The 26,419-nt window shown below is 64.3% G+C and carries 26 protein-coding genes; 13 read left to right on the top strand and 13 right to left on the bottom strand.

From position 1 onward, the window contains the following. Window positions 1–87 precede the first annotated feature (87 nt). Together BLW56_RS19520 and BLW56_RS19515 are read left to right on the top strand one after the other, a co-directional pair. Window positions 88–1,446: an ATP-grasp domain-containing protein gene (locus tag BLW56_RS19520; RefSeq protein WP_093512850.1), complete on the top strand. Its 1,359-nt coding sequence runs from the start codon at window positions 88–90 to the stop codon at window positions 1,444–1,446. Next, window positions 1,443–2,234 (top strand): sulfite exporter TauE/SafE family protein, encoded by a 792-nt coding sequence (locus tag BLW56_RS19515; RefSeq protein ID WP_093512848.1) that lies wholly within the window; start codon window positions 1,443–1,445, stop codon window positions 2,232–2,234. The genes BLW56_RS19520 and BLW56_RS19515 overlap by 4 nt, the downstream gene beginning before the upstream one ends. Here BLW56_RS19515 and BLW56_RS19510 read toward each other — a convergent pair. Continuing rightward, on the bottom strand, window positions 2,231–4,363 hold the full coding sequence (locus BLW56_RS19510; RefSeq protein WP_218140564.1) for a S9 family peptidase: 2,133 nt from the start codon (window positions 4,361–4,363) through the stop codon (window positions 2,231–2,233). The genes BLW56_RS19515 and BLW56_RS19510 overlap by 4 nt on opposite strands. A gap of 293 nt (window positions 4,364–4,656) precedes the next feature. Here BLW56_RS19510 and BLW56_RS19505 point away from each other — a divergent pair, with 293 nt between their 5' ends. Next, on the top strand, window positions 4,657–6,846 hold the full coding sequence (locus tag BLW56_RS19505) for a TonB-dependent receptor (RefSeq protein ID WP_093512846.1): 2,190 nt from the start codon (window positions 4,657–4,659) through the stop codon (window positions 6,844–6,846). Window positions 6,847–6,905: 59 nt separating this feature from the next. Here BLW56_RS19505 and BLW56_RS19500 read toward each other — a convergent pair whose 3' ends face one another. Genes BLW56_RS19500 through BLW56_RS19490 form a run of 3 tightly spaced genes read right to left on the bottom strand, consistent with a single transcriptional unit; the run spans window position 6,906 to window position 9,420 of the window. Beyond that, window positions 6,906–7,913, bottom strand: a complete 1,008-nt coding sequence (locus BLW56_RS19500) for a histone deacetylase family protein (protein ID WP_093512844.1) — start codon at window positions 7,911–7,913, stop codon at window positions 6,906–6,908. Continuing rightward, window positions 7,910–8,488 carry an FMN-binding negative transcriptional regulator gene (locus tag BLW56_RS19495; RefSeq protein ID WP_093512842.1) on the bottom strand — a complete coding sequence of 193 codons (579 nt, stop codon included), beginning with the start codon at window positions 8,486–8,488 and terminating at the stop codon, window positions 7,910–7,912. Before BLW56_RS19495 ends, BLW56_RS19500 begins: the two co-directional genes overlap by 4 nt. Further along, on the bottom strand, window positions 8,485–9,420 hold the full coding sequence (locus BLW56_RS19490) for an alpha/beta hydrolase (RefSeq protein WP_093513115.1): 936 nt from the start codon (window positions 9,418–9,420) through the stop codon (window positions 8,485–8,487). Before BLW56_RS19490 ends, BLW56_RS19495 begins: the two co-directional genes overlap by 4 nt. 197 nt (window positions 9,421–9,617) lie before the next feature. Between BLW56_RS19490 and BLW56_RS19485 the strand changes: the two genes are divergently transcribed. Beyond that, a complete protein-coding gene (locus BLW56_RS19485) occupies window positions 9,618–10,376 on the top strand; it encodes an AraC family transcriptional regulator (RefSeq protein ID WP_093512840.1) in 759 nt (252 codons plus the stop codon). Window positions 10,377–10,402: 26 nt separating this feature from the next. On the opposite strand, the gene BLW56_RS19480 is transcribed toward BLW56_RS19485, so the two are convergent. Beyond that, complete coding sequence (locus BLW56_RS19480; protein ID WP_093513113.1) at window positions 10,403–10,885, bottom strand: Lrp/AsnC family transcriptional regulator; 483 nt, start codon at window positions 10,883–10,885, stop codon at window positions 10,403–10,405. A 187-nt stretch (window positions 10,886–11,072) separates the two neighbouring features. Between BLW56_RS19480 and phhA the strand changes: the two genes are divergently transcribed. The 8 genes from phhA to BLW56_RS19440 are packed head-to-tail and all read left to right on the top strand — an operon-like array spanning window position 11,073 to window position 18,587. After that, window positions 11,073–11,945, top strand: a complete 873-nt coding sequence (gene phhA / locus BLW56_RS19475; RefSeq protein WP_093512838.1) for a phenylalanine 4-monooxygenase — start codon at window positions 11,073–11,075, stop codon at window positions 11,943–11,945. Next, on the top strand, window positions 11,942–12,862 hold the full coding sequence (locus BLW56_RS19470) for a tryptophan 2,3-dioxygenase (protein WP_093512836.1): 921 nt from the start codon (window positions 11,942–11,944) through the stop codon (window positions 12,860–12,862). The genes phhA and BLW56_RS19470 overlap by 4 nt, the downstream gene beginning before the upstream one ends. Continuing rightward, on the top strand, window positions 12,859–13,488 hold the full coding sequence (kynB, locus tag BLW56_RS19465) for an arylformamidase (RefSeq protein ID WP_093512835.1): 630 nt from the start codon (window positions 12,859–12,861) through the stop codon (window positions 13,486–13,488). Before BLW56_RS19470 ends, kynB begins: the two co-directional genes overlap by 4 nt. Beyond that, entirely contained in the window at window positions 13,485–14,726 is a 1,242-nt protein-coding gene (kynU, locus tag BLW56_RS19460; RefSeq protein WP_093512833.1) for a kynureninase, read from the top strand. The genes kynB and kynU overlap by 4 nt, the downstream gene beginning before the upstream one ends. After that, window positions 14,723–15,739: a carbon-nitrogen hydrolase family protein gene (locus tag BLW56_RS19455; RefSeq protein ID WP_093512832.1), complete on the top strand. Its 1,017-nt coding sequence runs from the start codon at window positions 14,723–14,725 to the stop codon at window positions 15,737–15,739. Before kynU ends, BLW56_RS19455 begins: the two co-directional genes overlap by 4 nt. Next, complete coding sequence (locus tag BLW56_RS19450; protein ID WP_093512830.1) at window positions 15,736–16,866, top strand: cupin domain-containing protein; 1,131 nt, start codon at window positions 15,736–15,738, stop codon at window positions 16,864–16,866. Before BLW56_RS19455 ends, BLW56_RS19450 begins: the two co-directional genes overlap by 4 nt. A 16-nt stretch (window positions 16,867–16,882) precedes the next feature. Continuing rightward, complete coding sequence (locus BLW56_RS19445) at window positions 16,883–17,791, top strand: fumarylacetoacetate hydrolase family protein (RefSeq protein WP_093512828.1); 909 nt, start codon at window positions 16,883–16,885, stop codon at window positions 17,789–17,791. A gap of 43 nt (window positions 17,792–17,834) precedes the next feature. Then, entirely contained in the window at window positions 17,835–18,587 is a 753-nt protein-coding gene (locus tag BLW56_RS19440) for a maleate cis-trans isomerase family protein (RefSeq protein WP_093512826.1), read from the top strand. Here BLW56_RS19440 and BLW56_RS19435 read toward each other — a convergent pair. The 5 genes from BLW56_RS19435 to BLW56_RS19415 all read right to left on the bottom strand — a co-directional run bounded on the left by BLW56_RS19435 (window position 18,581) and on the right by BLW56_RS19415 (window position 22,524). Further along, window positions 18,581–18,874: a cation:dicarboxylate symporter family transporter gene (locus tag BLW56_RS19435; protein ID WP_093512824.1), complete on the bottom strand. Its 294-nt coding sequence runs from the start codon at window positions 18,872–18,874 to the stop codon at window positions 18,581–18,583. The two genes, BLW56_RS19440 and BLW56_RS19435, sit on opposite strands and share 7 nt — an antisense overlap. Beyond that, entirely contained in the window at window positions 18,874–19,836 is a 963-nt protein-coding gene (locus BLW56_RS19430; protein WP_093512822.1) for a dicarboxylate/amino acid:cation symporter, read from the bottom strand. The genes BLW56_RS19435 and BLW56_RS19430 overlap by 1 nt, the downstream gene beginning before the upstream one ends. Window positions 19,837–19,916: 80 nt before the next feature. Then, window positions 19,917–20,687, bottom strand: coding sequence for an ABC transporter ATP-binding protein (locus BLW56_RS19425; RefSeq protein WP_093512821.1), 771 nt, complete (start codon window positions 20,685–20,687; stop codon window positions 19,917–19,919). An 11-nt stretch (window positions 20,688–20,698) separates the two neighbouring features. Further along, entirely contained in the window at window positions 20,699–21,544 is an 846-nt protein-coding gene (locus BLW56_RS19420; RefSeq protein WP_218140563.1) for an ABC transporter permease, read from the bottom strand. After that, window positions 21,541–22,524 carry an aliphatic sulfonate ABC transporter substrate-binding protein gene (locus tag BLW56_RS19415; protein ID WP_093512817.1) on the bottom strand — a complete coding sequence of 328 codons (984 nt, stop codon included), beginning with the start codon at window positions 22,522–22,524 and terminating at the stop codon, window positions 21,541–21,543. Before BLW56_RS19415 ends, BLW56_RS19420 begins: the two co-directional genes overlap by 4 nt. 613 nt (window positions 22,525–23,137) lie before the next feature. Between BLW56_RS19415 and BLW56_RS19410 the strand changes: the two genes are divergently transcribed. Further along, window positions 23,138–23,758: a PilZ domain-containing protein gene (locus tag BLW56_RS19410; protein ID WP_093512816.1), complete on the top strand. Its 621-nt coding sequence runs from the start codon at window positions 23,138–23,140 to the stop codon at window positions 23,756–23,758. Between the two features lie 3 nt (window positions 23,759–23,761). Here the strand turns inward: BLW56_RS19410 and BLW56_RS19405 are convergent, their stop codons facing one another. Genes BLW56_RS19405 through BLW56_RS19395 form a run of 3 tightly spaced genes read right to left on the bottom strand, consistent with a single transcriptional unit; the run spans window position 23,762 to window position 26,323 of the window. Next, window positions 23,762–24,406, bottom strand: coding sequence for an FABP family protein (locus BLW56_RS19405; RefSeq protein ID WP_093512814.1), 645 nt, complete (start codon window positions 24,404–24,406; stop codon window positions 23,762–23,764). Between the two features lie 22 nt (window positions 24,407–24,428). Beyond that, on the bottom strand, window positions 24,429–25,280 hold the full coding sequence (aguB, locus tag BLW56_RS19400; RefSeq protein ID WP_093512812.1) for an N-carbamoylputrescine amidase: 852 nt from the start codon (window positions 25,278–25,280) through the stop codon (window positions 24,429–24,431). 59 nt (window positions 25,281–25,339) lie between these two features. After that, window positions 25,340–26,323, bottom strand: a complete 984-nt coding sequence (locus BLW56_RS19395; protein ID WP_093513111.1) for an agmatine deiminase family protein — start codon at window positions 26,321–26,323, stop codon at window positions 25,340–25,342. Window positions 26,324–26,419 lie beyond the last annotated feature (96 nt).

Genomic DNA, 26,419 nt, shown 5'->3' with positions numbered 1-26,419 from the left:
AGCAGCTTAGCGCATCATTGTCCGGGAACGATTGCGCGAGCGGCACATTTTCTGGCACTGAGTGCAGCCAATATCGAGGAGCGACCTTTGCTGGGCTGGATTTTCTTCGCGCGCGATCTCGACCCCGCCTTGCCCGAAGTGCCGGAAATCTTGCGCTTTCAGGAAGCCGCCGCGGCGCGCGGAGTCGAACTCCACGTCCTGAAACCGCATAATTTCGACATCGTCGCGGCGCCGGTCGAGGGCTGGTCGGTGCATTATGAAGGGCATTCGCTGGAGCGGCCCGATTTCATCCTGTGCCGGACGGGCGCCGAGACCGACTATTTCACGCTTGCCGTCCTCCGCCATTTCGAGCGCCGCGGTGTGCGCCTGATAAACGGTCCCGAGGCGATCGACCTCGTCGCCGACAAGCTGCACACGATGCAGCGGCTCGCCCGCGCCGGATTGCCGATTCCCGCCACCATCCTTGGCAAATTCCCGATCGGAGTCGATGTCGTCGAGGAAGAGCTCGGCTTTCCGCTGATCGTCAAGACGCTGCGCGGCACGCGCGGCACCGGCGTCCTGAAATGCGAAGATCGCAGCCAGTTCGAGGATCTCGCCGGACTGCTCGAAAGCGCCGACGCGAAAGCCGATTTCCTGTTCCAGCATTATGTCCGGTCGAGCCACGGGCGCGATGTGCGCGTGCTCGTGATTGGCGGGCGCGTGATTGCGGCGATGGAGCGGCGTTCGCCAGCAGGCCATTTCAAATCGAACGTTTCGCTGGGCGGCGTCGGCATCGCCTATACGCCAACGGGGGAGATGGCCGACCTCGCTGCGCGCGCCGCCGACACGCTGGGGCTGGAAGTCGCCGGGATCGACATCTTGTTCGACGAGGAAGGCTACCGGATCTGCGAAGCGAACAGCGCACCGGGGTTCCAGGGACTGGAACGCGCGTGCAGCATCGACGTGCCGAACGCGATCTTCGACTGGATCGAGGCGAGCCACGCCGTCGAAGCGCGCCCGATCAAGGCCTTGACGGGCGATGCGCTGATCGACCTCGTCTTCGGCGGCCGGCTCAGCCTGCGATCGATCGGCGATCGGCTTGAAGAGCCGCGCGCCTTTGCGCGTGCGGTGGGCGTTCGGCTGGTCGGGGCGGGGCTCGGATCGGTCATCTCTTCGCTGACGCCCGGACGGCGTGCCGCGCCGCACAGCCCCGTCGCCCGGCGGCTCGAGGCGCTGCGCGCCGACGCGCGCGGCGTGCCGCTTGGCGTCGACGCCGACATCGATCAGGAACAGACGCTGTTGACCGTTCTCGGCGTATCGATCTGGGCCGCGGTCTTGCCATGGCTGGCCGGCGGCGAGCCGGTTTTTGCCGGGGCCTTATCACTGATCGCGCTCGGGTTCCCGGCGGTTTTCCTGCTGACACGCCGCAAGGCCAGACCCGCCGGTCCCCGGAAAGCTGCGCAATGACGATTTTCGACGGGCTGACGCTCTGGGTCTTGCTGCCGTTCATCCTGATCGGCTTTGCCGCGCAATTGATCGACAGCGCGCTCGGCATGGCGTTCGGCGTCATCGGGACGGCGTTGCTGCTCGTGCTCGGATTGCCGCCGGTATCGGCGTCGGCGGCGGTCCATGTCGCCGAAAGCTTTACCGGTGGTGTGTCGGGGCTGTCGCACGCGATTCAGCGCAATGTCGACTGGCGGCTGTTCCGTCGGCTCGTCGTGCCGGGGATCGTCGGCGGGCTGATCGGCGTGTGGCTGCTGACCAACATCGACAATAGCATCGCGCGGCCGGTCGTGCTCGCCTATCTCGGCGCCGTCGGCATCTATCTTTTGTGGCGCGGCGCGCGGCGCCCCCAAACATACCGCAGCCTGAAACTCGTCGGGCCGCTGGGCCTCATCGGCGGGATCGCCGACGGATCGGGCGGCGGCGGCTGGGGACCGATCGTCAGCGCCAACCTGCTTGCGCAGGGCGCCGAACCGCGCACGGTGATCGGCACCGTCAACGCGTCCGAATTTTTCGTCACCGTCACGATCGCGGCCGGCTTCATCGGCACGTTGGGCTGGCAAAGCTTCAGCACCGCCGCGATCGGCCTGTTGATCGGCGGTGTGATCGCCGCGCCGATCGGTGCCTGGCTCGTCCGCCGGCTGCGCGCCGACTGGCTGGTCGGCGGCGCGGGCGTGCTGTTGCTGCTTGCGAGCGCCTATGGCTTCATCGCGCTGATGTTCGCGCCGGTGCCGTCGTTCCGGGGCTTTTAGACGCAGCGCATCGCAAAAGCCCAGAACAGCGCCTTTTGCCCATATTCGCTGGCGAGGTCGGCGCTGCCCTGATGCCCACTGTCCATGTCGGTGTGAAGCAGCGCGGGGTTGCCGCTCGTCGAACGGTGCCGCACCTCGGCGACGAGCTTGGCGGGCTCCCAATAGGGGACGCGGTCGTCCTTCAGCCCCGCCGTGCAGAGCAGCGGCGGATAGGGTGCGGCCCGGACATTCTCATAGGGTGAGATGGACACGATATAATCATACGCCTTGGGATCGGCGAGCGGATCGCCCCAATCGGGTCGGAAGAGCGGCACCAGCGGGTGCGCGCCGTCGCTCATCGTGTTGAGCATATCGACGAACGGCACCTGCGCGATCACGCCGCCCCAAAGCGTCGGGGCGATATTCATGCTCGCCCCGACCAGCAGGCCGCCCGCCGAAAGGCCGTAAGCGACGATTTTGCCCTTCGCGGTATAGCCCTCTGCTGCGAGATGTTCGGCGCAGGCGATGAAGTCTGTAAAGCTGTTACGCTTCGTGAATTTGCGCCCGCCGAGGAACCATTGGCGCCCTTTTTCCGACCCGCCGCGCACATGCGCGATCGCATAGCGCCAGCCGCGATCGACCAGTGCCAGTGCCGGAATCGAAAATTCGGGATCGCTGGCTACGCCATAGGAGCCGTAGCCATATTGGAGCAGCGGGGCCTTGCCATCCTTGGGTGCGCCGCGGCGTGAGAGCAGGGTGATCGGAACCATTTCGCCGTCGGGAGCCGGGGCGAACAGGCGTTCGACCTGATAGTCGTCGGGGTTGAAGTTTGCGACCTTCTGTTGCTGCACGACCGTCTGCTTGCCGCTGGCGAGGTCGACGCGGATCCAGCGCCGCGGCGACTTGGGCGACTGGTGGACGATCATCGCCGATGATGCGGCATAGCTCTGCTCGAGTGGCAGTTCGATCGCGTAGGCGGGGTCGTCGAAGGCGATAGTCTGTTCGTTCCCGTCGGGACGAAGGATGACGAGGCGGTGCAGGCCGTCGACGCGTTCGAGCCGGACAAGTGCGCTCTTGAAAGGCTGGATCTGGAGGATAGGGGTTCCCGGCCGGTGCGGAACGAGCGTCGCCAGCGTCCGGAAGTCCTTGGGATCAAGACGCAGGAGCGCCATGTCGAATGCATCGTCGGCGTCGGTGAGCGCGATCAGTCCGCCGTTCCACTCGTCGATCTCGTAGCGCACCCCGACCTTGCGCGGCCAGACGGTGGCGGGTGCGGCGGTTTCGTCGGCGGCCGGAACCAGCCGCACTTCCCCGGTTTCCGGGCCGGCGAGGGTCAGCGCGACGAAGCCGTCGGCCGCCGTGCGCTTCACCTGCATGAAGATCGCGGGGTCCGTCTCCTCATAGACGAGGTCGGTGGTCTTGCCGTCGATCGACGTGCGATAGAGGCGCGTCGGGCGGTTGCGTGCGTCGCGCCAGATCCAGAACAGCCAGCGCGATGACGGGCCGAAGACGAGCCCGCCATAACCATAGGCGTCCTTGTCGACGATCGTGCGGACCTCGCCGCTTTGATTGTCGCGAATGACAATGCGGTGCCGGTCGTTGCCGATGACATCTTCGGCCCAGGCGAAATAGCGATGGTCGGGACTCGGCTGATGACCGGTGCTGCGGAAATAGGGCTGTCCATTCGCGCGCGCCGCCTCGTCGACCAGTTGCTCGGGCTTTCCGCCCGTCCGGCTGCGCGTGTAGATCGCGTGCGCCGCGCCGGCGGGCCGCGCCGAGCCATAATTCCAGCCATCCCTTTCGAGTGCAGGTGCCGTCACGTCGCCCGACACGCGCGCAAGCATCGCGTCGAGCAGTTTCGCGCGTTCACCGGCGAGCGGCGCGAGGATCGCGTCGGCATAGCCATTCTCTGCCTTCAGCATGGTGCCGACCGCTTCGGGTAGGTTTTCGCGCGTGCGCTCGCCCGCGGCGGGAATGAACTTCATCCAGCTATACGCATCGTCGCGTGTGCGACCCAGTTGCTCGATCACATGCGAGACACGCGGAGATTGCGGCGGTGCCAACTTGGGCCAGCGGCCTCCCGCGCCTTTTTCCAGCGCGCGGGCTGCACCGCTTCCCAGCAGGATGGCCGTCATTGCAACGCCGCTCATAAATGCTCTCCGGCCCTTATTCTCTATGCTGTGCATGCGACCCTCTCTCGCTCGCTGGGGATGTCGCGTCCAGTGTATGTCGCCATGATTGGCTTACTGCGCCGATCAGGCCGCCCAATCCACAGATCGGGCAATTTGGTTCCGGCTCCTTGCGAAACCGCGGTTTCCCGCGCGAACGGGCTGGCCCGATCCGGCTGGAATATGGCCCGACCATCGCCGCCACGCCAATTTCGCATGATAGCTTCAGCATCGGATCTTCTTACCAATAGGCATTATCAATTAGGGAGGCAAAAATGGGGTTTGCATCGTTCAGGCGGGTCGCCGCGTATGGCATTTCGATCCTGGCACTGGGTCAGGCATCGGCCGCACTGGCGCAGGATGCCGACGACAGCGAAATCGTCGTGACCGCGGCGAAGCGCGAACAGTCGGTTCGCGACGTCAGCGGCTCGGTCTCCGCGGTCAGCGAAGCGACGCTACAGAAACTCAACGCCCAAAGCCTCTCGGACTATATCACGCGCGTTCCCGGTGTCGTGTTCAATGACTATCAGCCGGGCAACTCCGAAGTCGTGATCCGCGGCATCGCCTCGTCGACCTATCATGAGGCGAACCAGGCGACGACGGGCTATTATCTGAACGAACTGCCGCTGGGTGAGCCGGGCTTTCCGCTCGTCATCCCCGACGTCGACGCGTTCGACATCAGCCGCGTTGAGGTGCTGCGCGGACCGCAAGGCACGCTGTTCGGCTCGTCGTCGCTGGGCGGCGCGGTCAACTATGTCGTCAATGAAGCCGACCCGAGCCGCTTCGATGCCGGCTTCGAAGGCATGGCATCGACGACCAAGGGGGCGGGCGAACTGGGCTATGCCGTGAAGGGCATGATCAACGCGCCGATCGTGACCGACAAGCTTGCGGTGCGTCTTGTCGCGTTGCAGCGCGTCGATGCTGGCTTTCTAGACAATCCGGCGCTGGACGACAGCGGCAGCAACGATCTGCGCGTTCGCGGGCTGCGCGGGTCGATTGTCTTCACCCCGACCGAAACGACGCGCATTTCGGCGCTCAGCATGTATCAGGAATATGATCTCGACGATCAGACCTACGTCTTCATCATTCCCGGCACGCGAAATTATACGCGCCCGAATACCGAGCGCGAATATCAGGATAGCGACTTCCAGATGCACAGCCTGCGGCTCGAGCAGGATCTGGGCTTCGCGACGCTGACCGCGGTCGGCAGCTACACGAAGAAAAAGGCGAGTTCGCTCTTCGATTATGGTCTTGGCGCTTTCGATCCGCGCACCGATACGCCGCTCGTCGGCATCGGTTTCGGCAATTCGAACACCCGATATGCCGAAGTCCGCTTGGCGTCGCCTGACGGCGGCCGTTTCCGCTGGCTCCTCGGCGCCAATTACACGCGTCTCAAAGGCTTCGGAAACGACCGGCTGCGGCTCGAAGGCATCGCCGACTATGTCGATGCGAATCCGGGCGAATTTGGCGGCCAGCCGAGCAGTGTCATCACGCCCGATGATTTTACCAGCCGCTCGACCTATCGCAACCATGTCACCGAAAAGGCTATCTTCGGCGAAATCAGCTATGACATTGTCGATCAGTTGACGCTGACCCTTGGCGGGCGCCTGTTCGAATATCGCACGCGGGCGCAGGCGACGCTGGCCCCGAACATCGATCTTGTCCCGGCGTTCAGCTATGCGCCCGCCGCCGACAAACAATCCGATTTCATTCCGAAGGCGTCGCTGACGTACAAGCCGAGCGACGATTTCATGGTCTATGCGCTCTATTCGGAGGGCTTCCGCGTCGGCGGTCTCAACGTCTTCGCTTTACCCTATCCGGATTTGCCGCAGTCGTTCGGCAGCGACACGACGAAAAACTATGAAATCGGCACGCGCTTCGACCTGATCGACGGCACCCTGTCGGTGGATCTGACCGCCTATCATATCGACTGGGGCAATATCCAGGCGCGCCTCTTTACCCCCGACGTCCGCGCTTACACCGTGAACGGCGCCGGGGCGGACATCGACGGGGTCGAACTGAGCCTGACGTTGCGTCCGACCCGTGGCCTGACCTTTACCTCGAACGTGTCGTACAACGACGCGCGGCTGTCGTCGCTGTTGCCCGACAGCTTCGCACCGGGTGGGGGCTATGCCAAAGGGTCGCGGCTGCCCGGCGCGTCCGAATGGATATTGTCGAACGCGGTCGACCTGACCTTCCCCGATTCCCCGCTGAAGCCGCGGGTCGGTCTGTCGCATCGCTATATGTCGAGCGCCCCGGTGGCGTTCGGCGCGACGCTGGAAAAGGGCGATTTCCATCTGATCGACCTCAACGCGTCGGTGACGGTGAGCGAGCGGATCGAGCTCAGCCTGTTCGCGAAGAATCTGTTCAACCAATATGGTATCCTGAACGCACCCTTCTCGTTCGCGGGATCGGTCGCGCGCCCGCGCACGATCGGTGCGAGCGTAAGGTTCAGCCTGAACTGAGAATAAGAAAAGGGCCGCCCCGCTCACGCCGAGCGGGGCGGCCCTTTTTTGTGCGTTCTTCAGAAACCCGAGAGGAAAGCGGCGACATTCTTGCCGAGGTCGCCGACGGCGTACCCGCCCTCCATGAGGATCAGCGTCGGGATGCCCAGTGCGGCGATGCGGCCGGCCAGCACGACATAATCTTCGCGTTCGAGCGCGAAGCTCGAAATCGGGTCGCTGCTGTGGGTATCGGCGCCGAACGACAGGACGAGGAACTTCGCCCCCCAATCCGAAATCGCCGCCAGCGCGGTGTCCAGCGCGGGCGCATAGCTTTTCCCGTCGGTGCCGCGCGGGAGCGGGAGGTTGAGCGTTGTCCCCTTGCCCGCGCCTTCGCCGACCTCGTCCGCATGACCCCAGTAGAAGGGATAATCCGTGCGCGGATCGGCGTGGATCGAGGCGAAGAAGATGTCGGGATCTTCGTAGAAAATGTCCTGCGTGCCATTGCCATGGTGATAGTCGATATCGAGGATCGCCACCGGACCGAGACCGCGTTGATGCGCGGCGCGCGCCGCGATCGCGGCGTTGTTGAGGTAGCAATAGCCGCCCATATAATCGCGTCCGGCGTGGTGGCCGGGCGGACGGCAGAGCGCGAAGGCATTCGCATCGCCGCTCGTCGCGAGATGATCGAGCGCGGTCAGTGCGCCCTGCGCCGACCAATAGGCCGATTCCCATGTCCCCGCCGCGATCGGCGTTCCCGCGTCATAGCTGTAGGCGCCAAGATCGGCATCGATCCGCCCGAAGCCGAGCGGACGGCGGCGGCGGATCGGGAAGGTGTAGCCGATCGCGTCGCCGCTGCGTCCGGCCGCGAGCCAGTCGCGATGCGCACGTTCGAGGAAAGCGAGATAATCGGCGTCGTGTACGGCGAGCAGCGGCGCCATGCCGAAATCGCGCACCGCACCCCAATCGCTGAACTGTTCGACGATCGAGCGCGGCCGCTCGACATTTTCGGCATAGGGAACCCAGTCGCCATTGTGCAACTCGCGCAAGGGCGCATGCGCGGTCTGGCGATCGTCGAAGAAGAGCTTCACGTCCGGGCCTGTCCTTCCATCCATTTTACCAGCGCCGGGTCGGCGTGACCCGCGACGATCTCGGCAAAGCCCTGCGGGCTCTCATCCTGGCCGAGCTTGAAACTATGTTCGGCCGAGCGGACATGCGCGCGAAAGGCGATGATCTGGTCGAGCATCGTGTCATAGCGTCCGCCAAGGCTGGATGTCGACCAGGCGCCGTCCTCCATCTTGTCGACGAGTTGCTCGATCGCGTCGCGCGTTTCATGCTCGACGAACTCGACCTCGACGGTGAAGCGCAGCACCGCATAATTCCAGGTCGGCGCCCAATCGGGTTTCGACAACAGCGTCGTCGGAATATAGCCGGCGGGCCCGTTGAAAAGGATTAGCCCACGCGGGTCTGCGCGAAAATCGGCGACGAGCGGATTGCGGCGCGCGCAATGGCCAAAGAGCGAAACCACCACGCCGCTATCGTCGGTTTCCGCAATCAGCGGGAGCGGACTTGCGTGGAAATCGCGCGAGATGAGCCAGGCGAGGGGATAGTCGGCGACCAGCCGGGCGATGTCGGCGGGTTCACGCGGGGCGTAGAGGTTCGTCATGCCCCGACGATATCACGGATCCACGCCGCCTGCTCGTCGAGCGCGCGGCTGGCTAGCGGGGCGATCGAAACCGCTTCGAGGAAGCTGTGCGTCGCCCCTTCATAGGTCACCGCACGGGTGGGGATGCCCGCTTCTTCCAGCTTGCTGGCAAAGGCGTCGTTGCAGTCCGACAGGATGTCGCAATCGGCAATGGCGAGAAAGGCGGGCGGCAATCCCGTCAGATCGGCACGCAGCGGCGCGACGAGGGGATCGGCAAGCTGGTCGGGACCGTCGACATAATTGGCCCAGAATATGTCCATCTCGTCGGATTCGAGCGAATAGTCCCCGGCGCCGAACCGTGCATAGCTGGGGGTGTGTTCGGGCGCGAAGGCGCCGTAATTGAGCAGCATCGCGATCGGCAGCGGGCGACCGCGCTGGCGCTGCAACAGGCAGGTCGCGACCGACAGGTTGGCGCCCGCGGAATCGCCGCCGATCAGGACGCGATCGGCGTCGAGGTTCAGCGCCTCCGCCTGTGCCGCGATCCAGTCGAGTGCCCCGGCGCATTCTTCGAGCGCGACGGGGAATTTGCTTTCGGGGGACAGGCTGTAATCGATGCCCAGCACCGCGATGCCCGCGCGCGCGGCATATTCGCGCATAAGCCGGTCGTGCGTGTCGATGCTGAACAACGTCCAGCCGCCCCCATGGATATAGAGCATGACGGGCAGCTTCGCGTCGACGACGGGACGATGGAGGCGGAGGCGCACGCCGCCCATGTCCATTTCGCTGCTCGTCGCCATTATCGGGCCACCTTCGCGCCAGGGTTTGCGGACGCGTTCGGCGACTGCGCGGCGCGCCGCCATGCTCGCGCCCGGCGGCGCGCCATGTTCGACATAGGCGGCGTTGATCGCATCGACAAAGCGGCGGATATCGGGGTCGGCCATATCGTTCTGCATGGTGTCCAAGCCCTTTGGCATATCTGGCAAATCCTTCTCGAAACAATCCTTGATTACCTGATAGCTTTTACCCGGCCGCATCTATCGCCCGATCGGGCCAATCACCGCAGCGGACAGGCCAGCGGGCGCATCGCCGCTGGTCAGTCGCGCTCCCGGCCTATATTGTGTAATTGTCGAAGACTTGCGAGAATTGGGCCATGAAGCATAGTGTCGATGTTCTGACCAACGACCGGCCGGTCATTGCGCTGCAGGATGAATATCCTGCCGGCTTTATCGATCCTATGCACAGTCACGACCATATCCAGATCCTGTACGCTTCGGCGGGCGTCATGTCGGTGCGCACCCCCGAAACGAGCTTCGTGATTCCGCCGCAACGCGCCGTATGGCTGCCCGCGGGAACGCGGCACGAGGTCGCCTGCCGCGGCCCGGTATCGCTCCGCACGCTCTATCTGCCCTGCGCGGGGCATGAGCATGAGCGCGAATGCAGGGTTTTCGAGGTGTCGAACCTGGTGAAGTCGCTGATCCTCGAGGTTGTGGACTTTCCGGCTCTTTACGATGTCGACGGGCGCGAAGGGCGGATCATCTGTCTGCTGCTCGACGAGATCGGGCGGATGCCCAACGCGCCCTATCAGGTGTCGATGCCGTCGAACCCGCGCCTGCTGCGCGTCTGCAACGCGATCATCGCCGATCCGTCGGATCCGCGCGACATCGACGATTGGGCCGCGCTTGCGGCGATGGGACGGCGCACCTTTACCCGCAGTTTCAAGCAGGAGACGGGAATGGGCCTTGCCGTCTGGCGGCAACAGGTGCGGTTGATGGAGGCGCTTTCGATGCTCGCCGCGGGCGCGTCGATCACGCAGGTCACTTATGATGTCGGTTACGACAGCCCGAGCGGTTTCGCCGCGATGTTCCGCCGTGCCTTCGGTGTGCCGCCGAGCCAGTATCTGAAGCACTGACACCGCGCCGGCATCGGTAGCCGGGATCAGGAGGAAGCGGATGCACGCCCCTCGGTCGTTCGCGCCCATTCGGTGAGATGGCCGTGCCGTTTGATCGTCTTGAGGCAGACAACCGTCTTGAGCCGCTGGACACCCGGCAGTTTGGACAGATTGTGGCGGAGCAGCTCGTCGAGATGGTCGGCCGAGCGCGCGAAGATCTTGAGAAGATAATCGCTTTCACCCGCTGTGGTGTGGCATTCGACGACAGCGGGATGCGCCAGAACGGCCGCCTCGAATTCGGTATGCGCGTCGAAGCGGATCTGGACCTCGACGAAACTTTGTACCGCCAGGCCGATCGCGATCGGATCGATCCGCGCCGCATAACCCTCTATCACCCCGCTCTCCTCGAGGTTTTTCACCCGCGACCAGCAGGGCGATTTCGACAGGCCGATTTGCTCGCCAAGGTCGGCGTAGGATTGTCGCCCGTCGCGTTCGAGTTCGCCGACGATTTTCCAGTCGAGCTTGTCCATGTGTTTCATCCTGAGCGAACCTGCGACCCAATCGGCCGGCATATCAACATCCTGTAAGGACGTAGTTCCGAAAAATCCAATATTATCGGAACAATATCCTTGATTTTCTGGCATGCCGGGCCGAAATCGGCACAATGTTTGCGCGCGTGCGGACTAAGTTCTCAGCCGAAGGTTTGGAGAGAGACCGATGGCCGCGACACATATTTTCGACGCACCGCCCGAAGGCGTCGCGGCCGATTGGACGATGCCGCAAAACTGGACCGCCTTCACCGCCGAGCAGCATGCGACGTGGCGAAGCTTGTTCGATCGGCAGTCGGCCGCGCTGGATGGCTATGCGTGCCGGTCGTTCCTCGATGGTCTCGACATCCTCCGCAAGCTGAAACCCGGTGTTCCCGATTTCGCCGAGCTCAACGCGCTGCTGAAGCCGGCGTCGGGGTGGGAGGTCGTCGCGGTGCCGGGCTGGATTCCGAACGAGCCCTTTTTCGAGCATCTCGCGAACAAGCGCTTTCCTGCCGCCAATTTCGTCCGCCCGCCCGAGCAGATCGCGTACAGCGAAGAGCCCGATATGTTTCACGACATATTCGGTCATATCCCGATGCTCACCGACCCGGCCTTTTCGGACTTTCTGGTTGCCTATGGGCAGGCGGGGCTGCGCGCTGAAAGGCTCGGGGCGTCGGATTTTCTCGGGCGTCTCTGGCTCTACACTGTCGAATTCGGGCTGGTGGTCGAGGACGGTGAGCTTCGCGCCTTTGGCGGGGGCCTGATGTCGAGCCTTGCCGAAACGCTATCGGGGCTGACCGCGCCCGAACCGCGGCGCATATGGCTCGATATCGAGCGCGTGATGCGGACCAAATATCATTTCGACCAATATCAGCAGACCTATTTCGTCGTTGCCGGGTTCGAGCAATTGTTGCGCGCGACCGAGGAGACGGACTTTGCGAGCATTTATCGCAAGATCGCGGATGCCCCGGCGCTCGAACCCGGGGATGGCTGGGCCGGCGACTTGGCCTATGAAGGGCGTCTGCCGGCGGTTCCGGCGGATGGAGAGGCATCGCTATGATCAGGCAGACGCGCGACGGCGGCACCGACATTTTCGAGACCGAGATCGACGGCGAGACGATCCAGTGGGACAACGGCCTGACCTATGCGCGGCACCTGCAGACCGCGCAGTTACTCTCGGCGCAGGTGCCCGTGTCGGACAAGCCCGACGAGATGCTGTTCATCATCATGCACCAGACGATGGAGCTTTGGCTCAAGCTCGTGCTGCACGAGGGGCGGCTGGTCCATGATGCGATCAAGGCCGACCGGCTCGAGATCGCGGGCAAGGGGCTCGACCGCATCGCGACGATCCAGCGCCATATGATCCATAGCTGGGAGGTGCTCGCGACGCTCACCCCGCATGATTTCCTGACCTTTCGCGGCTTCCTGCGCCGTGCGTCGGGCTTCCAGTCGCAGCAATATCGCGAACTCGAATATCTGCTCGGCAACAAGCGCGGGGATATGATGATCGTCCACAAGGACGACCCGCAAGCCACTGAAAGGCTGCGCACGGTGTTCGAGGCGCCGTCGCTCTATGACGAGCTGCTGAAGCTGCTCGCGCGGCGCGGTTTCGCCATTCCCGCCGGTCATCTGGAGCGTGACTGGACGAAACCCTATGAGGCGTCCGAGGCGGTCGAGAAGGCGTGGCTGGCGATCTACACCGATCCCGAGCGGCATTGGGATCTCTATACGCTCGCCGAAAAGATCACCGCGCTCGAATATTATTTCCAGGAATGGCGCTTCAAGCACATGAAGACCGTCGCGCGCGTGATCGGGCACAAGCCGGGGACCGGCGGCTCTTCGGGGGTCAATTATCTCGTCAAGGCGCTCAGCCTCAGCTTCTTTCCCGAACTCTGGTCGATGCGCACCGAGATGGCCGCGCCGCGCCAAGGGGGCGATTATGGGGGCGGGGATTACTCGGAAGGGAAGGGCGCATGAGCCGGATCTGGGACATTTCGCAGCCGCTGCACGCCGCGGTCCCGGTTTGGCCGGGCGAGCCTGCGTTCGCGCTCCACAGCCATGCGGTGATCGGCGAGGGCTGCCCGGTGAATGTCGGCGGCATGTTCACGCCGCTTCATGCGGGCACGCATGGCGACGCGCCGCTGCATTATGCCAATGACGGGGTCTCGTCGGCCGACAGCGACCTCGGTCCCTATATCGGCCCGTGCCTGCTGCTCGATGTCCGCCACGCGCGCGGGCGGGTCGAGATTGCCGATGTGGACTGGAATGCGATCGAGGGCGCCGAGCGCGTTTTGCTGCGGACCTATGCGCACTTCCCGCACGAGCAATGGGACAGTGATTTCACCGCCATCGCCAGCGACGTAATCGTGCGGCTCGGGTCCATGGGCGTGCGCCTGATCGGCACCGACGCGGCATCGCTCGACCCCGAACAGTCGAAGACGCTCGATGCGCATCAGGCGGTGAAGGCGGCCGATATGCGGATATTGGAGGGCCTCGTGCTCGATGACGTGCCGCCCGGGCGCTACGAACTCGTCGCGCTGCCGCTCCGCATCGTGGGCGCCGACGCCAGCCCGGTGCGCGCCATCTTGAGGGAAATCGCATGACCGATACGCTTCTCGCCGCCGATGTGTCGGCGCTCGACGCCGCCGATCCGCTCGCGCCCTTTCGCGATCGTTTCCATCTCCGCGAAGGCCTGATCTATCTCGACGGCAATTCGCTGGGCGCCTTGCCCAAGGCCACGGGCGACCGGCTCGCCGCGGTGGTCGGCAGCGAATGGGGCGAGGGGCTGATCACGTCGTGGCTTGGCGCCGAATGGTCGACCGCGCCGCGGCGCATCGGCGACAAGATCGGACGGCTGATCGGCGCAAACCCGGGCGAGATCGTCGCAACCGATTCGACTTCGGTGAATATCTTCAAGGCATTGACGGCTGCTCTTTCCTTGCGGCGTGAACGGACGGTGATTCTGTCCGAGGCGACGAACTTCCCGACCGACGTTTATATGATGCAGGGGATCGAGGCGTTTTCGGGCGGGCGCGTCAAGGCGGTGACCGTCGCGCCCGATAAGGTCGTCGAGGCGCTGAACGAGGATGTCGCGGTGCTGCTGCTGACGCAGGTTCACTACAAGTCGGGCCGCGTCCGCGACATGGCCGCGATCACGAAGCGTGCGCACGACGTCGGTGCGCTCGTCGTCTGGGATCTCAGCCATAGCGCGGGGGCGATCCCCGTGGACCTCAACGGCGCGAACGCCGATTTCGCGATCGGTTGCGGATATAAGTTCCTCAACGGCGGCCCGGGTGCGCCCGCCTATCTGTTCGCGGCATCGCGGCACCATGCCGCCACGCCGGTGCTGTCGGGCTGGTTTGGCCATGCGCGGCCTTTTTCCTTTGAGGAAGATTATGACCCCGCCGCCGGGATCGAGCGTTTCCAGTGCGGAACACCGCCGGTGCTCGGCCTCTCTGCGCTCGAAGTGGGTGTCGATCTCATCCTCGAAGCCGATATGGCCGAAATACGCCGCAAGTCGCTCGCGCTCGGCGATCTGTTTATCGAGCGGATGCAGCTTTTGTGCGACGCCTATGGCTTTGAACTGGTGAGCACGCAGGGTCATGCCGAGCGCGGCAGTCAGGTCGCCTACGCGCATCGCCAAGGCTATCAGATCGTGCAGGCGCTCAAGGAATTTGACGTCATCGCCGATTTCCGCGCGCCCGACATTTTGCGCTTCGGGCTGACCCCGCTTTACCTGCGCTATCAGGACATCGTCGAAACGGTCGAACGCCTCAAGGAAGTCTGCGCGACGCGCGCATGGGACAAGCCGCAATATCACCAGCGGGCGGCGGTGACATGAGCGACGTGTCGGCTCCCGTCCTGCCCAAATCGCGCGTCGCCGCCGTACAGGCCGCGCCGGTCTTCCTCGATACCGCGCGAACCGTCGACAAGGCGTACTCGCTGATCGCCGAGGCGGCGGGCAATGGCGCACAGCTTGTCGCCTTTCCCGAAGTGTTCGTGTCCGCCTATCCCTATTGGAACTGGCTGATGACCCCGATCGAGGGCGCCGAATGGCACGAACGCCTCTATCGCGCGTCGCTCCGCATCGACGGCCCCGAGGTCGCGGCGCTGCGCAATGCCGCGCGCGACCACGCCTGCACCGTCGTAATCGGCATCAACGAACGCGACACCGTAAGCGTCGGCACGCTCTACAACACCAACCTAATCCTCGGCGCCGACGGCAGCCTGCTCGGGCGCCACCGCAAGCTGGTGCCGACATGGGCGGAGAAGCTGACGTGGGCGGGGGGCGACGGCAGCTCAATCCGCGTATATGACACGCCCGTCGGGCCGCTCGGTACGCTCGCGTGCGGCGAGAATACCAACACGCTCGCGCGCTTCGCCTTGCTCTCACAGGGGGAACTGGTCCACGTCGCCAATTATATCGCGCTGCCCGTCGCGCCGGCGTCGTACAACATGGCCGAAGCGATCAAGATCCGCGCCACGGCGCACAGCTTCGAAGGCAAAGTCTTCACCATCGTCGCCTGCTCTGCGGTGAGCCCCGAAATCATCGACGCAATGAGCGCCGACCGTCCGCACAACCGCGAGCTGCTGTCGCGCCCGAACAGCGCTTGGTCAGGCGTCATCGACCCGCATGGCAATCTGGTGGGCGAGGCGCTGATCGACGACGAGGGCATCGTTTATGCCGATATCGACCTTGGCGAGTGCATCCGCCCCAAGCTGATGCACGACATCATCGGCGGCTATAACCGCTTCGATATCTTCAACCTGACGGTCGACCGGACTCCCCGCGCGTCGGCCCTGTTCGTCGATGCGCAGCAGCCCGTTGATCCTGACGAGGAGACGCCGTCATGACAGGCAATACGACCATCGACCCGCGCGACGATGTGCTCGGCCGCGCGCGCGTGACCGATACGCCCGAACTCGAAGCCTTTTATCAGGAGCTTGCAGGTCGCAATGCAGGTGCCTTCTGGAAACGTGCGAATGCGATCGAGCCGTGGGAGCCCGAGACGCGCTATCGCCCGACGCTCTGGCGCTACGCCGAGATGCGCGACATGTGCCTGCGCGCGCTCGACCTGGTGAAGCCCGAGGAAGCCGGGCGCCGTGTCGTCACCCTGCTCAACGACAGCGACGCGGGGCGCGAGAATGTCGCGGTGTGCGGCTGGCTGTTCAGCGGCATGCAGGCGATGCGCCCCGGCGAGATCACCCCCGCGCACAAGCATACCGCGTCGGCGCACCGCTTCATCATGGAGGGCAAGGGCGCGTATACCGTTGTCGATGGCCATCACATCACGCTCGGCGCCAACGATTATGTGCTGACCCCGAACGGCGCCTGGCATGACCATGGCGTCGGCGCCGACGGTGAGGTGTCGATCTGGCAGGACGGGCTCGACATTCCGCTGATGAACAGCCTCGAGACCAATTTTTACGCGGTCTACGACCAGCCCGCGCAGACGGCCGCCTTTCCTGCCGACGATCTGCCGCTAAGCTACGGCGGCGCGGCGCTGCGGCCCGAGGGCGTGGCGGCGTGGGAGAAGCCCTATTCGCCGGTGATGGTCTATCGCTGGGAAGCGACGCGCGATGCGCTCTGGAACCTCGCCAAGGTGTCGGACGGCACGCCGTTCGACGGGCATATGGTGCGCTATTCGAACCCACTGACCGGCGGCTGGGCGCTTCAGACGATGGGCGCGCATATGCAGATGCTGAAGCCGGGGTTTCGGGGGCAGGCGCACCGCCACACCGGCAATGTCGTCTATAATGTCGCGGGCGGACGCGGTTATTCGATCATCGGCGGCGAGCGCTTCGACTGGGGCACGCACGACATTTTCTGCGTGCCCGCATGGGTCTGGCACGAGCATGTCAATCTCGACCCGTCCGAAGAGGCTTTCCTCTTCTCGTTCAACGATTTCCCCGTGATGGAGGCGCTCGGCGTCCGGATCGAGGAGCCCTATTCCGAAAATGGCGGCCACCAGTCCGCCTGAGCAGACAGGATAATCCATGCGCTTTGTGACGTATCGCACGGTCGAGACCGAACCGCGGCTCGGCCTTCTCCACGACGGGCTTGTGATTGACGTCGAATATTTCGGCGACGCGATCGGGCATGACATGCCCTCGACGATGCTCGATTTCATCGATCTCGGGCCGATCGCGGTCCGTTTCCTGCAGGAAGCCGTTGCGGCGGCGACCACCGCCGATCTGATCGGCACTTCGCTGCCCGCGGGCAATGTCAGCCTGCTCGCGCCGATCCCGCGTCCGCGCAAGAATATCTTCGGTATCGGTCTCAACTATACCGAGCATGTCGCTGAATCAGCACGCTCACTCGACACGTCGAACGAACTGCCGCAGCAGCCGGTGATCTTCTCGAAGCCGCCGACGGCCGTGGTCGCTTGGAACGATCCGATCCGCCACAATGCGAAGGTGACGCAGCAGCTCGACTGGGAAACCGAACTGGCGGTGATCATCGGCAGCACCGCGCGCCATGTCGCCGAGGCTGACGCGCTGAACCATGTGTTCGGTTACACCGTCATTAACGACGTGTCGGCGCGCGATTGCCGCCGCGCCGGGCAGTGGATCGTGTCCAAGGGTCAGGACAGCTTCGCCCCGATGGGGCCGTGCATCGTCACCGCCGATGAAATCGGCGATCCGCACAATCTCAACATCCTGACGCATATAAACGGGGTCGAGAAGCAGAACAGCAACACCCGATTCATGTTGTTCAATATCAACCAGTTGATCGCCGATATTTCCAGCGTGATGACGCTCGAACCCGGCGACATCATCGCGACGGGAACGCCCGCGGGCGTCGGCGCTGGCCGCACGCCGCAAGAATTCATGTGGCCGGGCGATGTCGTCGAATGCACCGTCGAGGGCATTGGCACGCTGCGTAACCCGATCATCGCGGTCTGACTCCTTCGCCGGGATGGCGACCCAAACTTATGCAGGATGCTACATGACCAGACCGATCCGCATCGGGCAGATCGTGCCCAGTTCGAACGTCACGATGGAAACCGAGATTCCAGCGCTGCTTCGCGTCCGCGAAACCATCGCGCCCGAACGCTTCACCTTCCACTCGTCGCGGATGCGGATGAAGAAGGTGACGAAGGAAGAGCTTGCGGCGATGGACGCCGATTCCGACCGCTGCGCGCTCGAACTGTCCGACGCCGCTGTCGACGTGCTCGGCTACGCCTGCCTCGTCGCGATCATGAGCATGGGCGAGGGCTATCACCGCGTGTCCGAGGCGCGGCTGCATCAGCGCACGGTCGAAAATGGCCGCGCGGCGCCTGTCGTGACCAGCGCCGGCGCGCTGGTCGAGGGGCTGGCCGTGCTGCAAGCTAGGCGCATCGCACTCGTCGCGCCCTATATGAAGCCGCTGACGCAGATGGTCGTGTCTTACATCCAGAATGAAGGTATCGAGGTAAGCGACTGGCTTGCCCTAGAAATTCCTGACAATCTGGAGGTTGCGGCGCAGGACCCGGCGAACCTGCTCGAACATTATAAGCGCCTCGACCTGACCGGCACCGACGCGCTTGTTCTGTCGGCATGCGTGCAGATGCCGTCGCTGCCCTCGGTGCAGAAGATTGAGGATGCGATCGGCTTGCCCGTCGTGTCGGCGGCGATCTGTACCGCCCACCAAATGCTCACGCGGCTGGGATTGTCGACCGAGGTTCCGGGCGCCGGAGCCTTGCTGTCGGGCCGTTACTGATCGGTCGCAGCGGGCGGTGCGATCGCTGCTGCCGCGGCGACATCGTGCGTCACATTGGCGACGGTGCGGAACATGTCGGGAATAACGTCGATCGCGAGCAGGATCGGTAACAGTTCGAGCGGCGCGCCGAGCGCGATCGCGGTCGGCGCGACCGACGCATAGAAGCTGATCTGCCCGGGCATCCCGAGAATCGCGAGCGACGACAGCACCGCGAGCGGCAAGGCCACCGCCAGCTGCAGAGGCGAGACTTCGACCCCCGCCATCCACGCGAGCGACAGTGCCATCATCACCGTGTTCGACGGCGCGGTGATCTTGAACGTCGCGACCGCATCGACAGGATGGCCGCGGCATTGCGTTCCTCAATCCCCACGCGCTCGGCACTCACCATCATCGCGGGCAGCGTCGCGATCGACGATTGGGTGCTCGCGGCGATGGCCTGTGCGGGCGCCATCGCGCGTGCGAACCGCCCGAGCGGCACGCCCCCGGCGAAGCGCGCAATGGCATAGCCGAGGACGATCAGCACCAGCGTCACGGCGATCGAGATCGCGAGATATTGGGCGAGGATCGCGAGCACCGCAGTCCCGACGGTCGCACCGATCACCAGCGCGAGCGCGAAGATGCCGAGTGGCGCAATGCGCAGCACCCAGCCGACGACGACGATCATCGCATCGGCGAGCCCGCGCAGCGGTTGGAGGATGGCTTCGGCGCGGTCGCTGTCGATCTTGCCGACCGCAAGGCCGAGGACGACCGCGAAGATGACGAGCGGCAACACCGCGCCTTCGGCCGCTGACGCGACGACGTTGGTCGGGATCATCGCGCGCAGCGTCTCGGCTGCGCCGGGCACCGCGGGCGCCGGCGGCGCGGGGAAGAGAGTACGCAGCGCAGCGATATCCGCGGGCACGATCGCGACTGCGCCGAGTAGCGGCGGGACCATCAAGGCACCAATGACCGCCGAGACGATCAGCAGCCCGATCAGCACGAGCGGCAGTCGCCGTCCCAGCCGTGCGGCCTCATGATGGTCTCCCATGCCGAGGCTAGCAACGCCGGTCGCGACGAGTGCGAAGATCAGCGGGACGATTGTCATGCGCAACCCGTCGAGCCAGATACCGCCAATCAGTTGCGCGGCCTCGACAACAGGCGAGGAGGCCGCAACGAACGTGCCGATCGTGAAACCGACGACAAGCGCGACGATCATCCACCCCGATCCGGGCATTCGCGTGACCCAGCTCCGTGCGCGCGAAATCACCATGAGTCGAAATCCCCCTGACCCGAGCAGGCCGATGCATGCCGGGGCGGTCAAAGCCTTTGCTGTATCCCGCTTGAGGGGCGTCAGTGCGCCTGCGGCACGCCCAGTTCGGCGAGCAAAGTGTCGCGCAGCGCGTCGAATTCCTCGCCGCCTGCACGGCGCGGGTGCGGCAGGCGGACGCGCGTATCGTATCCGATCCGCCCTTCCTTGAGCACGAGGATACGGTCGGCGAGCAGGATCGCCTCCTCGACATCGTGCGTGACGAGCAAGGTCGCGGGGCCGTGCGCCTGACACAGCTCGCCGATCAGCCGCTGCATCTTGAGCCGCGTCAGCGCATCGAGCGCCGCAAAGGGCTCGTCGAGCAGCACCAGGCGCGGCTCGCGCACCAATGCCCGAGCGAGCGCGGCGCGCTGCGCCTCGCCGCCCGACAAGGTCGCGGGCCAGGCATCGGTGCGATGATCGAGCCCGACCTCGGCGAGCGCCGCCTCGGCACGCTCGCGCGATGCGTCCTTGCCCGACAGGCCGATTACGACATTCTTCCACACAGACTTCGACTGGACGAGGCGCGGTTCCTGAAAAACCACGGTGCGGGCTTCCGGCACCCAGGCTTCGCCTTCATCGGGGGCATCGAGCCCGGCGAGGATGCGCAGCAGGGTTGTCTTGCCGCTGCCCGACGCGCCGAGCAGCGCGACGAACTCGCCGCTGTGGATCGTCAGGTCCAGGCTGTCCAGGACATTGGTGCCGGTGAAATTGCGGCTGACATCGCGAACCTCGACCGCGACCGGGCGGTGCGAAAAGTCGGGCGCGGCCACGCGCTCGGCGGCGGCGAAGTCGATCGAAAGAACGGTGGACATCGATAAATCTCCTATCGGATGGCGACGCCCGCGCGCCACGGCATGAACAGCCGTTCGAGCGAGCGGACGATCAGGTCGGCGCTGAGGCCGAGCACGGCGTAGATGGCGATGCAGATCAGGATCACGTCGACCTGCTGGTACATTTGCGCGCTATTGAGCAGGTAACCGAGTCCTGCCGAGGCGTTGATCTGTTCGGCGGCGATCAGCACGAGCACCGAGACGCCGAGCGCGAAGCGGAGCCCCGTGAAAATTTGCGGCAGCGCGAGCGGCAGGACGACCTCGAGGATCAGGCGGCGTCCGCCCAGCCCGAAGCTGCGCATCGCCTCGATAACCTTGCGGTCGACGTTGCGCACCCCGGCATATGTGTTGAGATACATCGGGAACATCGTCGCGAGCGCGATGAGGAGAAGCTTGGGCGCTTCGCCGATCCCGAACCAGACGATGAACAAGGGGACGAGCGCGAGAAAGGGGACGGTGCGCAGCATCTGGAGCAAAGCGTCGAACACTTCCTCGCCGAGCTTCGACAGGCCCGCGATCGTCCCGAGGATCAACCCGAAGACGATGCCGACCGCGCCGCCGACGAGCGCGCGGGTCAGCGAGGTTCCTATCTGCGACGGGAGCCCTTGTTCGGTCCAGAGCTGCTGCCATCCCGTAACGAGCCCGGCGGGCGAGGGGAGGATCGACGGATCGATCCACCCTGCGCTCGTCGAGATCGCCCAGATCGCGATGATGAGCAGTGGGCCCGTCGCGCGGCGCGCGAAGGAGAAGCGCTCGGAGCGATTGCCAGCCTGACGGACGACCGGCTGGACGAGCCGGCCGGGATCGCCCGCGAGGGCAATGGGCGTCGGCGCGCTCACTTCGCCGCCTCCTGGGCCGCGACGATATCGTCGTAACGTTTGTCGAAGATCTGTGATGCGTCGAGCTTCTTGCGGATGAGCCCTTCTTTGAAGAACAGATCGGCCTCGTCCTGATGCGCCGCGACGATCGCCTCGCTGATCGGCGCATAGCCGGCGGGCGCGCGCAGGATGATCTTTTCGGCGATCTTTGCATCGACATTATAGCGTTTGGCGAGCGCGGGGGCGGCCTTGGCGGGGTTCTCGCGCTGCCAGCGCGTTGCACGGGCCGCGCGGGCGACAAGGTCGCCGATTGCCTTTGCCTTTGCCGGATCGGCGAGCGCGGCGTCCGACGCGACGAGGTAGAAGAGGCCCGGTGTATTGGGCGGCGTCCCGCTTGCGAGAACGCGCACCTTCCCGGCGTCGAGCGCCTGCGTCAGATAGGGCTCACCGATGGTGATCGCGTCGGCCGATCCCTTGTCGAGCAGCCCGGTGCCGAAACCCGTTGCCTGCACCGACTTGATGTCCTTCAGCGACAGGCCCTGCTTGTCGAGCAGGCGCGCGACGAAATAATGGAGAACCGTGCCCTTCATGAACGACACCGACTTGCCCTTCAGGTCGGCGATGCTGCGGATCGGCGAGTCGGGCTTGACGACGAGGGCGTAGGGCGAGCCGCCGCTGTCGACGGCCTTGTTCACAGCGACCACCTTTACCGGGCTGCCCGCCGCCTGCGCGAAGATCAGCGGCGTTTCGGCCATCCAGCCGACATCGAGCGATCCGCCCGTCTGCGCCGCGATGATCGGTGGCCCGCCGACGAAATTGGCCCATTCGATCTTGTAATCGGTGGGCTGGCCTTCGCCAGAGACGTCGAGCGACGATTTGAGCGCGTGAAGCTGGTCGCCGATCTTGATCGTCGTGCCGCTGTCGGGCGCGCCGCCGCACGCCGCGAGCGAGAGGAAGGCGCCGGCTGCGAGCGTGCGCAGCGGGGTGAGGGAGAGTGTCATGGGTTCGCCTGTCGTTCTGGGTCAGGCAGGAATGGTTTTGGAACGATGCCCTGGGGCTCGCTCGGAACTGGTTCGAAGAATGTGCATCGTATCGCCTCATTGCATGAGGGGAACACGATACCTGGCGCTGTCGCCTGAGCATCGCGCGCTTTAGCTGTTGTTAACGCGGAGCAAGCTGCTTCCCGGTCAAAAGCCGCGGACCCCTGTATATGCTCACCGGACGGGGGCAGACCGGAAACTCAACTTTATCGGTAGAGTTGGTGGCGTCAAGCGTAGTTTCGCTTTCATCGCCAAAAGCGCCGCTCGGTTCGAACGGGTTGTCGTAGGGCGGCATAAGCTTTCGTTGCGGCCACCCGAAAAGCGTCATTATGGCACTTAATCCCGGCGGTATCGCACCGTAAATTATGTAAAATGCGAAAGCATCGCTGCCTAATGACCAGACGGGCCGCCCACGCTTTCGTATTTTTCAACCGGCGCGACGTTAACTATGATCCGCACCCTGATTGAATTACGGGCCTGATTCAAGTAATGCGACAAGGTGGGGATTGTGTATTTTGCAGTATAGATAGGAAGTTATGCTTCCGTTCCGTGCTGCTTCGATAGGGTATATGACATGAACCAACGTCCCCTCTCCAATCCGGTAGAGGAACAGCACAGCGGAGCCGACGGCGATCGTCGTGGCGGTGATCGCTATCGCACGGTCTGGCGGATCGCCAAGATCGTCCGCAACGGCGACGCGGGGCTGTGGCGGGTACGCAATATTTCGGACAAGGGCATGATGCTCGCGGCCGACGTGCCGATCAGCGTCGGCGAAAAGCTGGAGATTTCGCTGTCGGATACGGTTGTGATCCGCGGTGAAGTCGTGTGGTCCGACGCGGGCCGCTGCGGTGTGTCTTTCGACAAGGAAGTCGACGTCGCCGATGTGCTGAAGCAACTGGCGGCCGAACAGCGCGGGACGGGCTATCGCCAGCCGCGCCTGCCGGTCAGCACCAAGGCGCAGGCGATCAACGATGAGGGCACAAGCCAGATCGAACTCGTCGACCTGTCGCAGAACGGCGCCGGTTTCATCCACGACGGGCATCTGGAGGTCGGCAAGGAATTCGATCTCGTGCTCGCCGGCGGGGTCAAGCGCCGCGCGATCGTTCGCTGGTCGCGCGCCGGGCGTGGCGGTCTGTGGTTGACGCAGCCGCTCGACCGCGCCGACCTCGAGAGCATCCACCGCTTCGAAGGCTGAGGCTCAAGCCGCGCCGCGGACGATCTTGGCCCAGGGGTTGAGGTCGGGTTCGGCGATCTTGGTCAACCGGTTATGGTCGCGATGCCGGAACAGTTCGTCGCGGCCCTTCACCATGAGCATTGTGTCGGAGACATAGCTCCACGATCCATCGTCGTGAAAATCGATCGTCAATTCGTAGCTGTCGGTCCGAAAGGCGAGATCGAGGAAGCTTGTCGAGCAGATGCCATATTCGGTCTGCCCACGCTCCGCCTTGACGGCGAGTTGCCTCGCGTTGGGTTCGGCATGGCCCGACGCGATCGCGATCTGGGCGCGCGGGATCGCCAAAGTCTGGATGATCAGCCCGGTCGACACTTCGTAAAGCCAGTAACCCACCTGATCGTGGAAGGTTATGTCTTCCTCGCGGGTGTTGACCTGCTGATGATAGCGCAGGCCATAGAATAGTTGCGGGCCGTTCGCCTGCGGGTCGATCGGCTGCATCTCGATCCGCTCGTAATATTTGCGCGTTTCGGGGCCGTCGGCCTTCGGATTGACGTCGACCCCGCGTTCGCCTTCCCATATCCCCGCAAGCCGCGCGAGTGGGCCCAGATTGGCGAGCGTTTCAGGATCGACATCCTCGGGCTCGGTGAAAATGTCCTCGGGTAATTCCATCGCTTGCTCCCTTTGCTGGCGATCAGATGTCTTCGACCAGCCGCCCGTAGAGCTGCGGCCGGCGATCGCGGAAGAAGCCCATGCCGGCGCGGTGCTTCGCGGCGCGGTCGAGGTCGATCGTCTCGATCAGCGCACCCGTCTCCGCGGCGCCGAACGCCTGCGTCATGTCGCCCCATTCGTCGGTGATGAAGCTGTGGCCATAGAAATTGGCATCACCCTCAGCCCCTATGCGGTTCGCGGCGATCACCGGCATGCAGTTCGACACGGCATGGCCGTGCATCGCGCGGCGCCACATGCGGCTGGTGTCGAGATCGGCGTCATAGGGTTCGCTGCCGATCGCGGTCGGATAGAAGAGCAGCTCGGCACCCATCAGCGCCATCGCGCGCGCACATTCGGGATACCATTGGTCCCAGCAGACGCCGACGCCGATGCGCGTCCCAAAGACGTCCCAGACCTTGAAGCCGGTGTTGCCGGGGCGGAAATAATATTTCTCTTCATACCCCGGACCGTCGGGAATGTGACTCTTGCGATACGTGCCCATGATCGCGCCGTCGGGGCCGATCATCGCGAGCGTGTTGTAATAATGGTGCCCGTCGCGCTCGAAGAAGCTGGTCGGGATAGCGACCTTCAGCTTTGCGGCGAGCGCCTGCATCGCGATAACGCTGGGGTGTTCCGCGGTCGGCCGTGCCGTCGCAAACAGCGCTTCTTCTTCGACCTGACAGAAATAGGGGCCTTCGAAGAGTTCGGGGGGCAGGACGATCTGCGCGCCTTTTGCCGCCGCTTCCTCGACGAGCGCGGTAACGGCGTCGATATTGGGCTGGACGTGGCCGGGCAGGGGAAGCTGCAACGCGGCGACGGTGATGGTGCGGGTCATGGGCGGGTCCGTGGTGAGCTTAGAATCGAGCCGGAATATAAGGGGCTTCGTGCCCGATACTAGGCCGGAAGCTGCTGGCTTGAGCAGTGGAAGCTGCCGCCGCCGACAATGATGCCGCGCGCGGGCACGCCGACCGCGCGGCGATCGGGGAAAAGCGCGGAGAGCGTTTCGACCGCGGCCTGATCGTTGGGAACGCCATAGGTCGGCACCGCCACGGTGCTGTTGCCGATATAGAAATTCATATAGCTCGCCGCCGCGATCTCGCCGTCGATCTCCACGCGGCCGGGCGAGGGGAGGTCGACGATCTCGATCCCGCCGAACGCTGCGGCGCGGGCGCGGGCATCGGCATAGATATGCGCATTGGGGTCATCCGATCCCGCCGCGACGGGCAGCGCGAGGCGCCCTTCGCCGACGAAGCGCGCGAGATTGTCGACATGGCCGTCGGTGTGATCGCCGACCAGCCCGTTACCAAGCCACAAAATCCGGTCGATCCCAAGCGACTGGTGCAGCCGCGCCGCGATATCCTCGTGCGTCAGTGCCGGATTGCGGTTCGTGTTGAGCAGGCATTCCTCGGTGGTCACGCACAGGCCGGTGCCGTCGACGTCGATGCCGCCGCCCTCGAGCACCCAGTCTAGGTGCTGCGTCGGCAGGTTCGCGTGCGCGGCGAGGATCGCCCCGACCTCACGGTCGCCGGGCATCACAAACTTGTTGCCCCACCAGTTGAAGTCGAAATTGCGCGCCTCGCGCCGGGTGCCGGCGCCGACGATGATCGGGCCTGTGTCGCGCAGCCAGATATCGCCGAAGGGAACGACGAACAATTGCACGCCCTCATCGACGAGCGTCTCGGCAATGTCGGCATTGTCATGGTCGCGAACGAGAAGATGCACCTTTTCGCCACGCCCACCGTCGTGGACGGCGTTGGCGAAGGCTGCGATATCGCGCCGCGCGGCATCGATCTGGCCCGACCATTCGTCCACCATATGTGGAAAACCGATCCAGACGGCGTCGTGGGGTGCCCATTCGGCGGGCATGCGGTGGGTCATCGCGTGATAGTCCTTTGCGTCGATGCCCGTGACATCGATCAACTCGTCCAGAACGCAGCAATCCAGAATGACTACTGCCATTCTGGATTGCCGGAA

Source organism: Sphingopyxis sp. YR583 (assembly GCF_900108295.1).
Classification (GTDB): Bacteria; Pseudomonadota; Alphaproteobacteria; order Sphingomonadales; family Sphingomonadaceae; genus Sphingopyxis.
The sequence above is the reverse complement of the archived record's forward strand: the minus strand, read 5'-3'. Positions and strand labels throughout refer to the sequence as shown.

What these genes read in the sequence shown, in the direction of transcription:
- BLW56_RS19495 (WP_093512842.1), bottom strand. Translation starts at nt 8,488, where the DNA reads ATGACGAACCTCTACGCCCCGCGTGAACCCGCCGACATCGCCCGGCTG.
- BLW56_RS19405 (WP_093512814.1), bottom strand. Translation starts at nt 24,406, where the DNA reads ATGGAATTACCCGAGGACATTTTCACCGAGCCCGAGGATGTCGATCCT.
- BLW56_RS19445 (WP_093512828.1), top strand. Translation starts at nt 16,883, where the DNA reads ATGCGCTTTGTGACGTATCGCACGGTCGAGACCGAACCGCGGCTCGGC.
- kynB (WP_093512835.1), top strand. Translation starts at nt 12,859, where the DNA reads ATGAGCCGGATCTGGGACATTTCGCAGCCGCTGCACGCCGCGGTCCCG.
- BLW56_RS19425 (WP_093512821.1), bottom strand. Translation starts at nt 20,687, where the DNA reads ATGTCCACCGTTCTTTCGATCGACTTCGCCGCCGCCGAGCGCGTGGCC.
- phhA (WP_093512838.1), top strand. Translation starts at nt 11,073, where the DNA reads ATGGCCGCGACACATATTTTCGACGCACCGCCCGAAGGCGTCGCGGCC.
- BLW56_RS19515 (WP_093512848.1), top strand. Translation starts at nt 1,443, where the DNA reads ATGACGATTTTCGACGGGCTGACGCTCTGGGTCTTGCTGCCGTTCATC.
- BLW56_RS19430 (WP_093512822.1), bottom strand. Translation starts at nt 19,836, where the DNA reads ATGGTGATTTCGCGCGCACGGAGCTGGGTCACGCGAATGCCCGGATCG.
- BLW56_RS19415 (WP_093512817.1), bottom strand. Translation starts at nt 22,524, where the DNA reads ATGACACTCTCCCTCACCCCGCTGCGCACGCTCGCAGCCGGCGCCTTC.
- BLW56_RS19505 (WP_093512846.1), top strand. Translation starts at nt 4,657, where the DNA reads ATGGGGTTTGCATCGTTCAGGCGGGTCGCCGCGTATGGCATTTCGATC.
- BLW56_RS19435 (WP_093512824.1), bottom strand. Translation starts at nt 18,874, where the DNA reads ATGATGGCACTGTCGCTCGCGTGGATGGCGGGGGTCGAAGTCTCGCCT.
- BLW56_RS19410 (WP_093512816.1), top strand. Translation starts at nt 23,138, where the DNA reads ATGAACCAACGTCCCCTCTCCAATCCGGTAGAGGAACAGCACAGCGGA.
- kynU (WP_093512833.1), top strand. Translation starts at nt 13,485, where the DNA reads ATGACCGATACGCTTCTCGCCGCCGATGTGTCGGCGCTCGACGCCGCC.
- BLW56_RS19490 (WP_093513115.1), bottom strand. Translation starts at nt 9,420, where the DNA reads ATGCAGAACGATATGGCCGACCCCGATATCCGCCGCTTTGTCGATGCG.
- BLW56_RS19395 (WP_093513111.1), bottom strand. Translation starts at nt 26,323, where the DNA reads ATGACCCACCGCATGCCCGCCGAATGGGCACCCCACGACGCCGTCTGG.
- BLW56_RS19480 (WP_093513113.1), bottom strand. Translation starts at nt 10,885, where the DNA reads ATGGACAAGCTCGACTGGAAAATCGTCGGCGAACTCGAACGCGACGGG.
- BLW56_RS19510 (WP_218140564.1), bottom strand. Translation starts at nt 4,363, where the DNA reads ATGAGCGGCGTTGCAATGACGGCCATCCTGCTGGGAAGCGGTGCAGCC.
- BLW56_RS19455 (WP_093512832.1), top strand. Translation starts at nt 14,723, where the DNA reads ATGAGCGACGTGTCGGCTCCCGTCCTGCCCAAATCGCGCGTCGCCGCC.
- BLW56_RS19440 (WP_093512826.1), top strand. Translation starts at nt 17,835, where the DNA reads ATGACCAGACCGATCCGCATCGGGCAGATCGTGCCCAGTTCGAACGTC.
- BLW56_RS19485 (WP_093512840.1), top strand. Translation starts at nt 9,618, where the DNA reads ATGAAGCATAGTGTCGATGTTCTGACCAACGACCGGCCGGTCATTGCG.
- BLW56_RS19450 (WP_093512830.1), top strand. Translation starts at nt 15,736, where the DNA reads ATGACAGGCAATACGACCATCGACCCGCGCGACGATGTGCTCGGCCGC.
- BLW56_RS19470 (WP_093512836.1), top strand. Translation starts at nt 11,942, where the DNA reads ATGATCAGGCAGACGCGCGACGGCGGCACCGACATTTTCGAGACCGAG.
- aguB (WP_093512812.1), bottom strand. Translation starts at nt 25,280, where the DNA reads ATGACCCGCACCATCACCGTCGCCGCGTTGCAGCTTCCCCTGCCCGGC.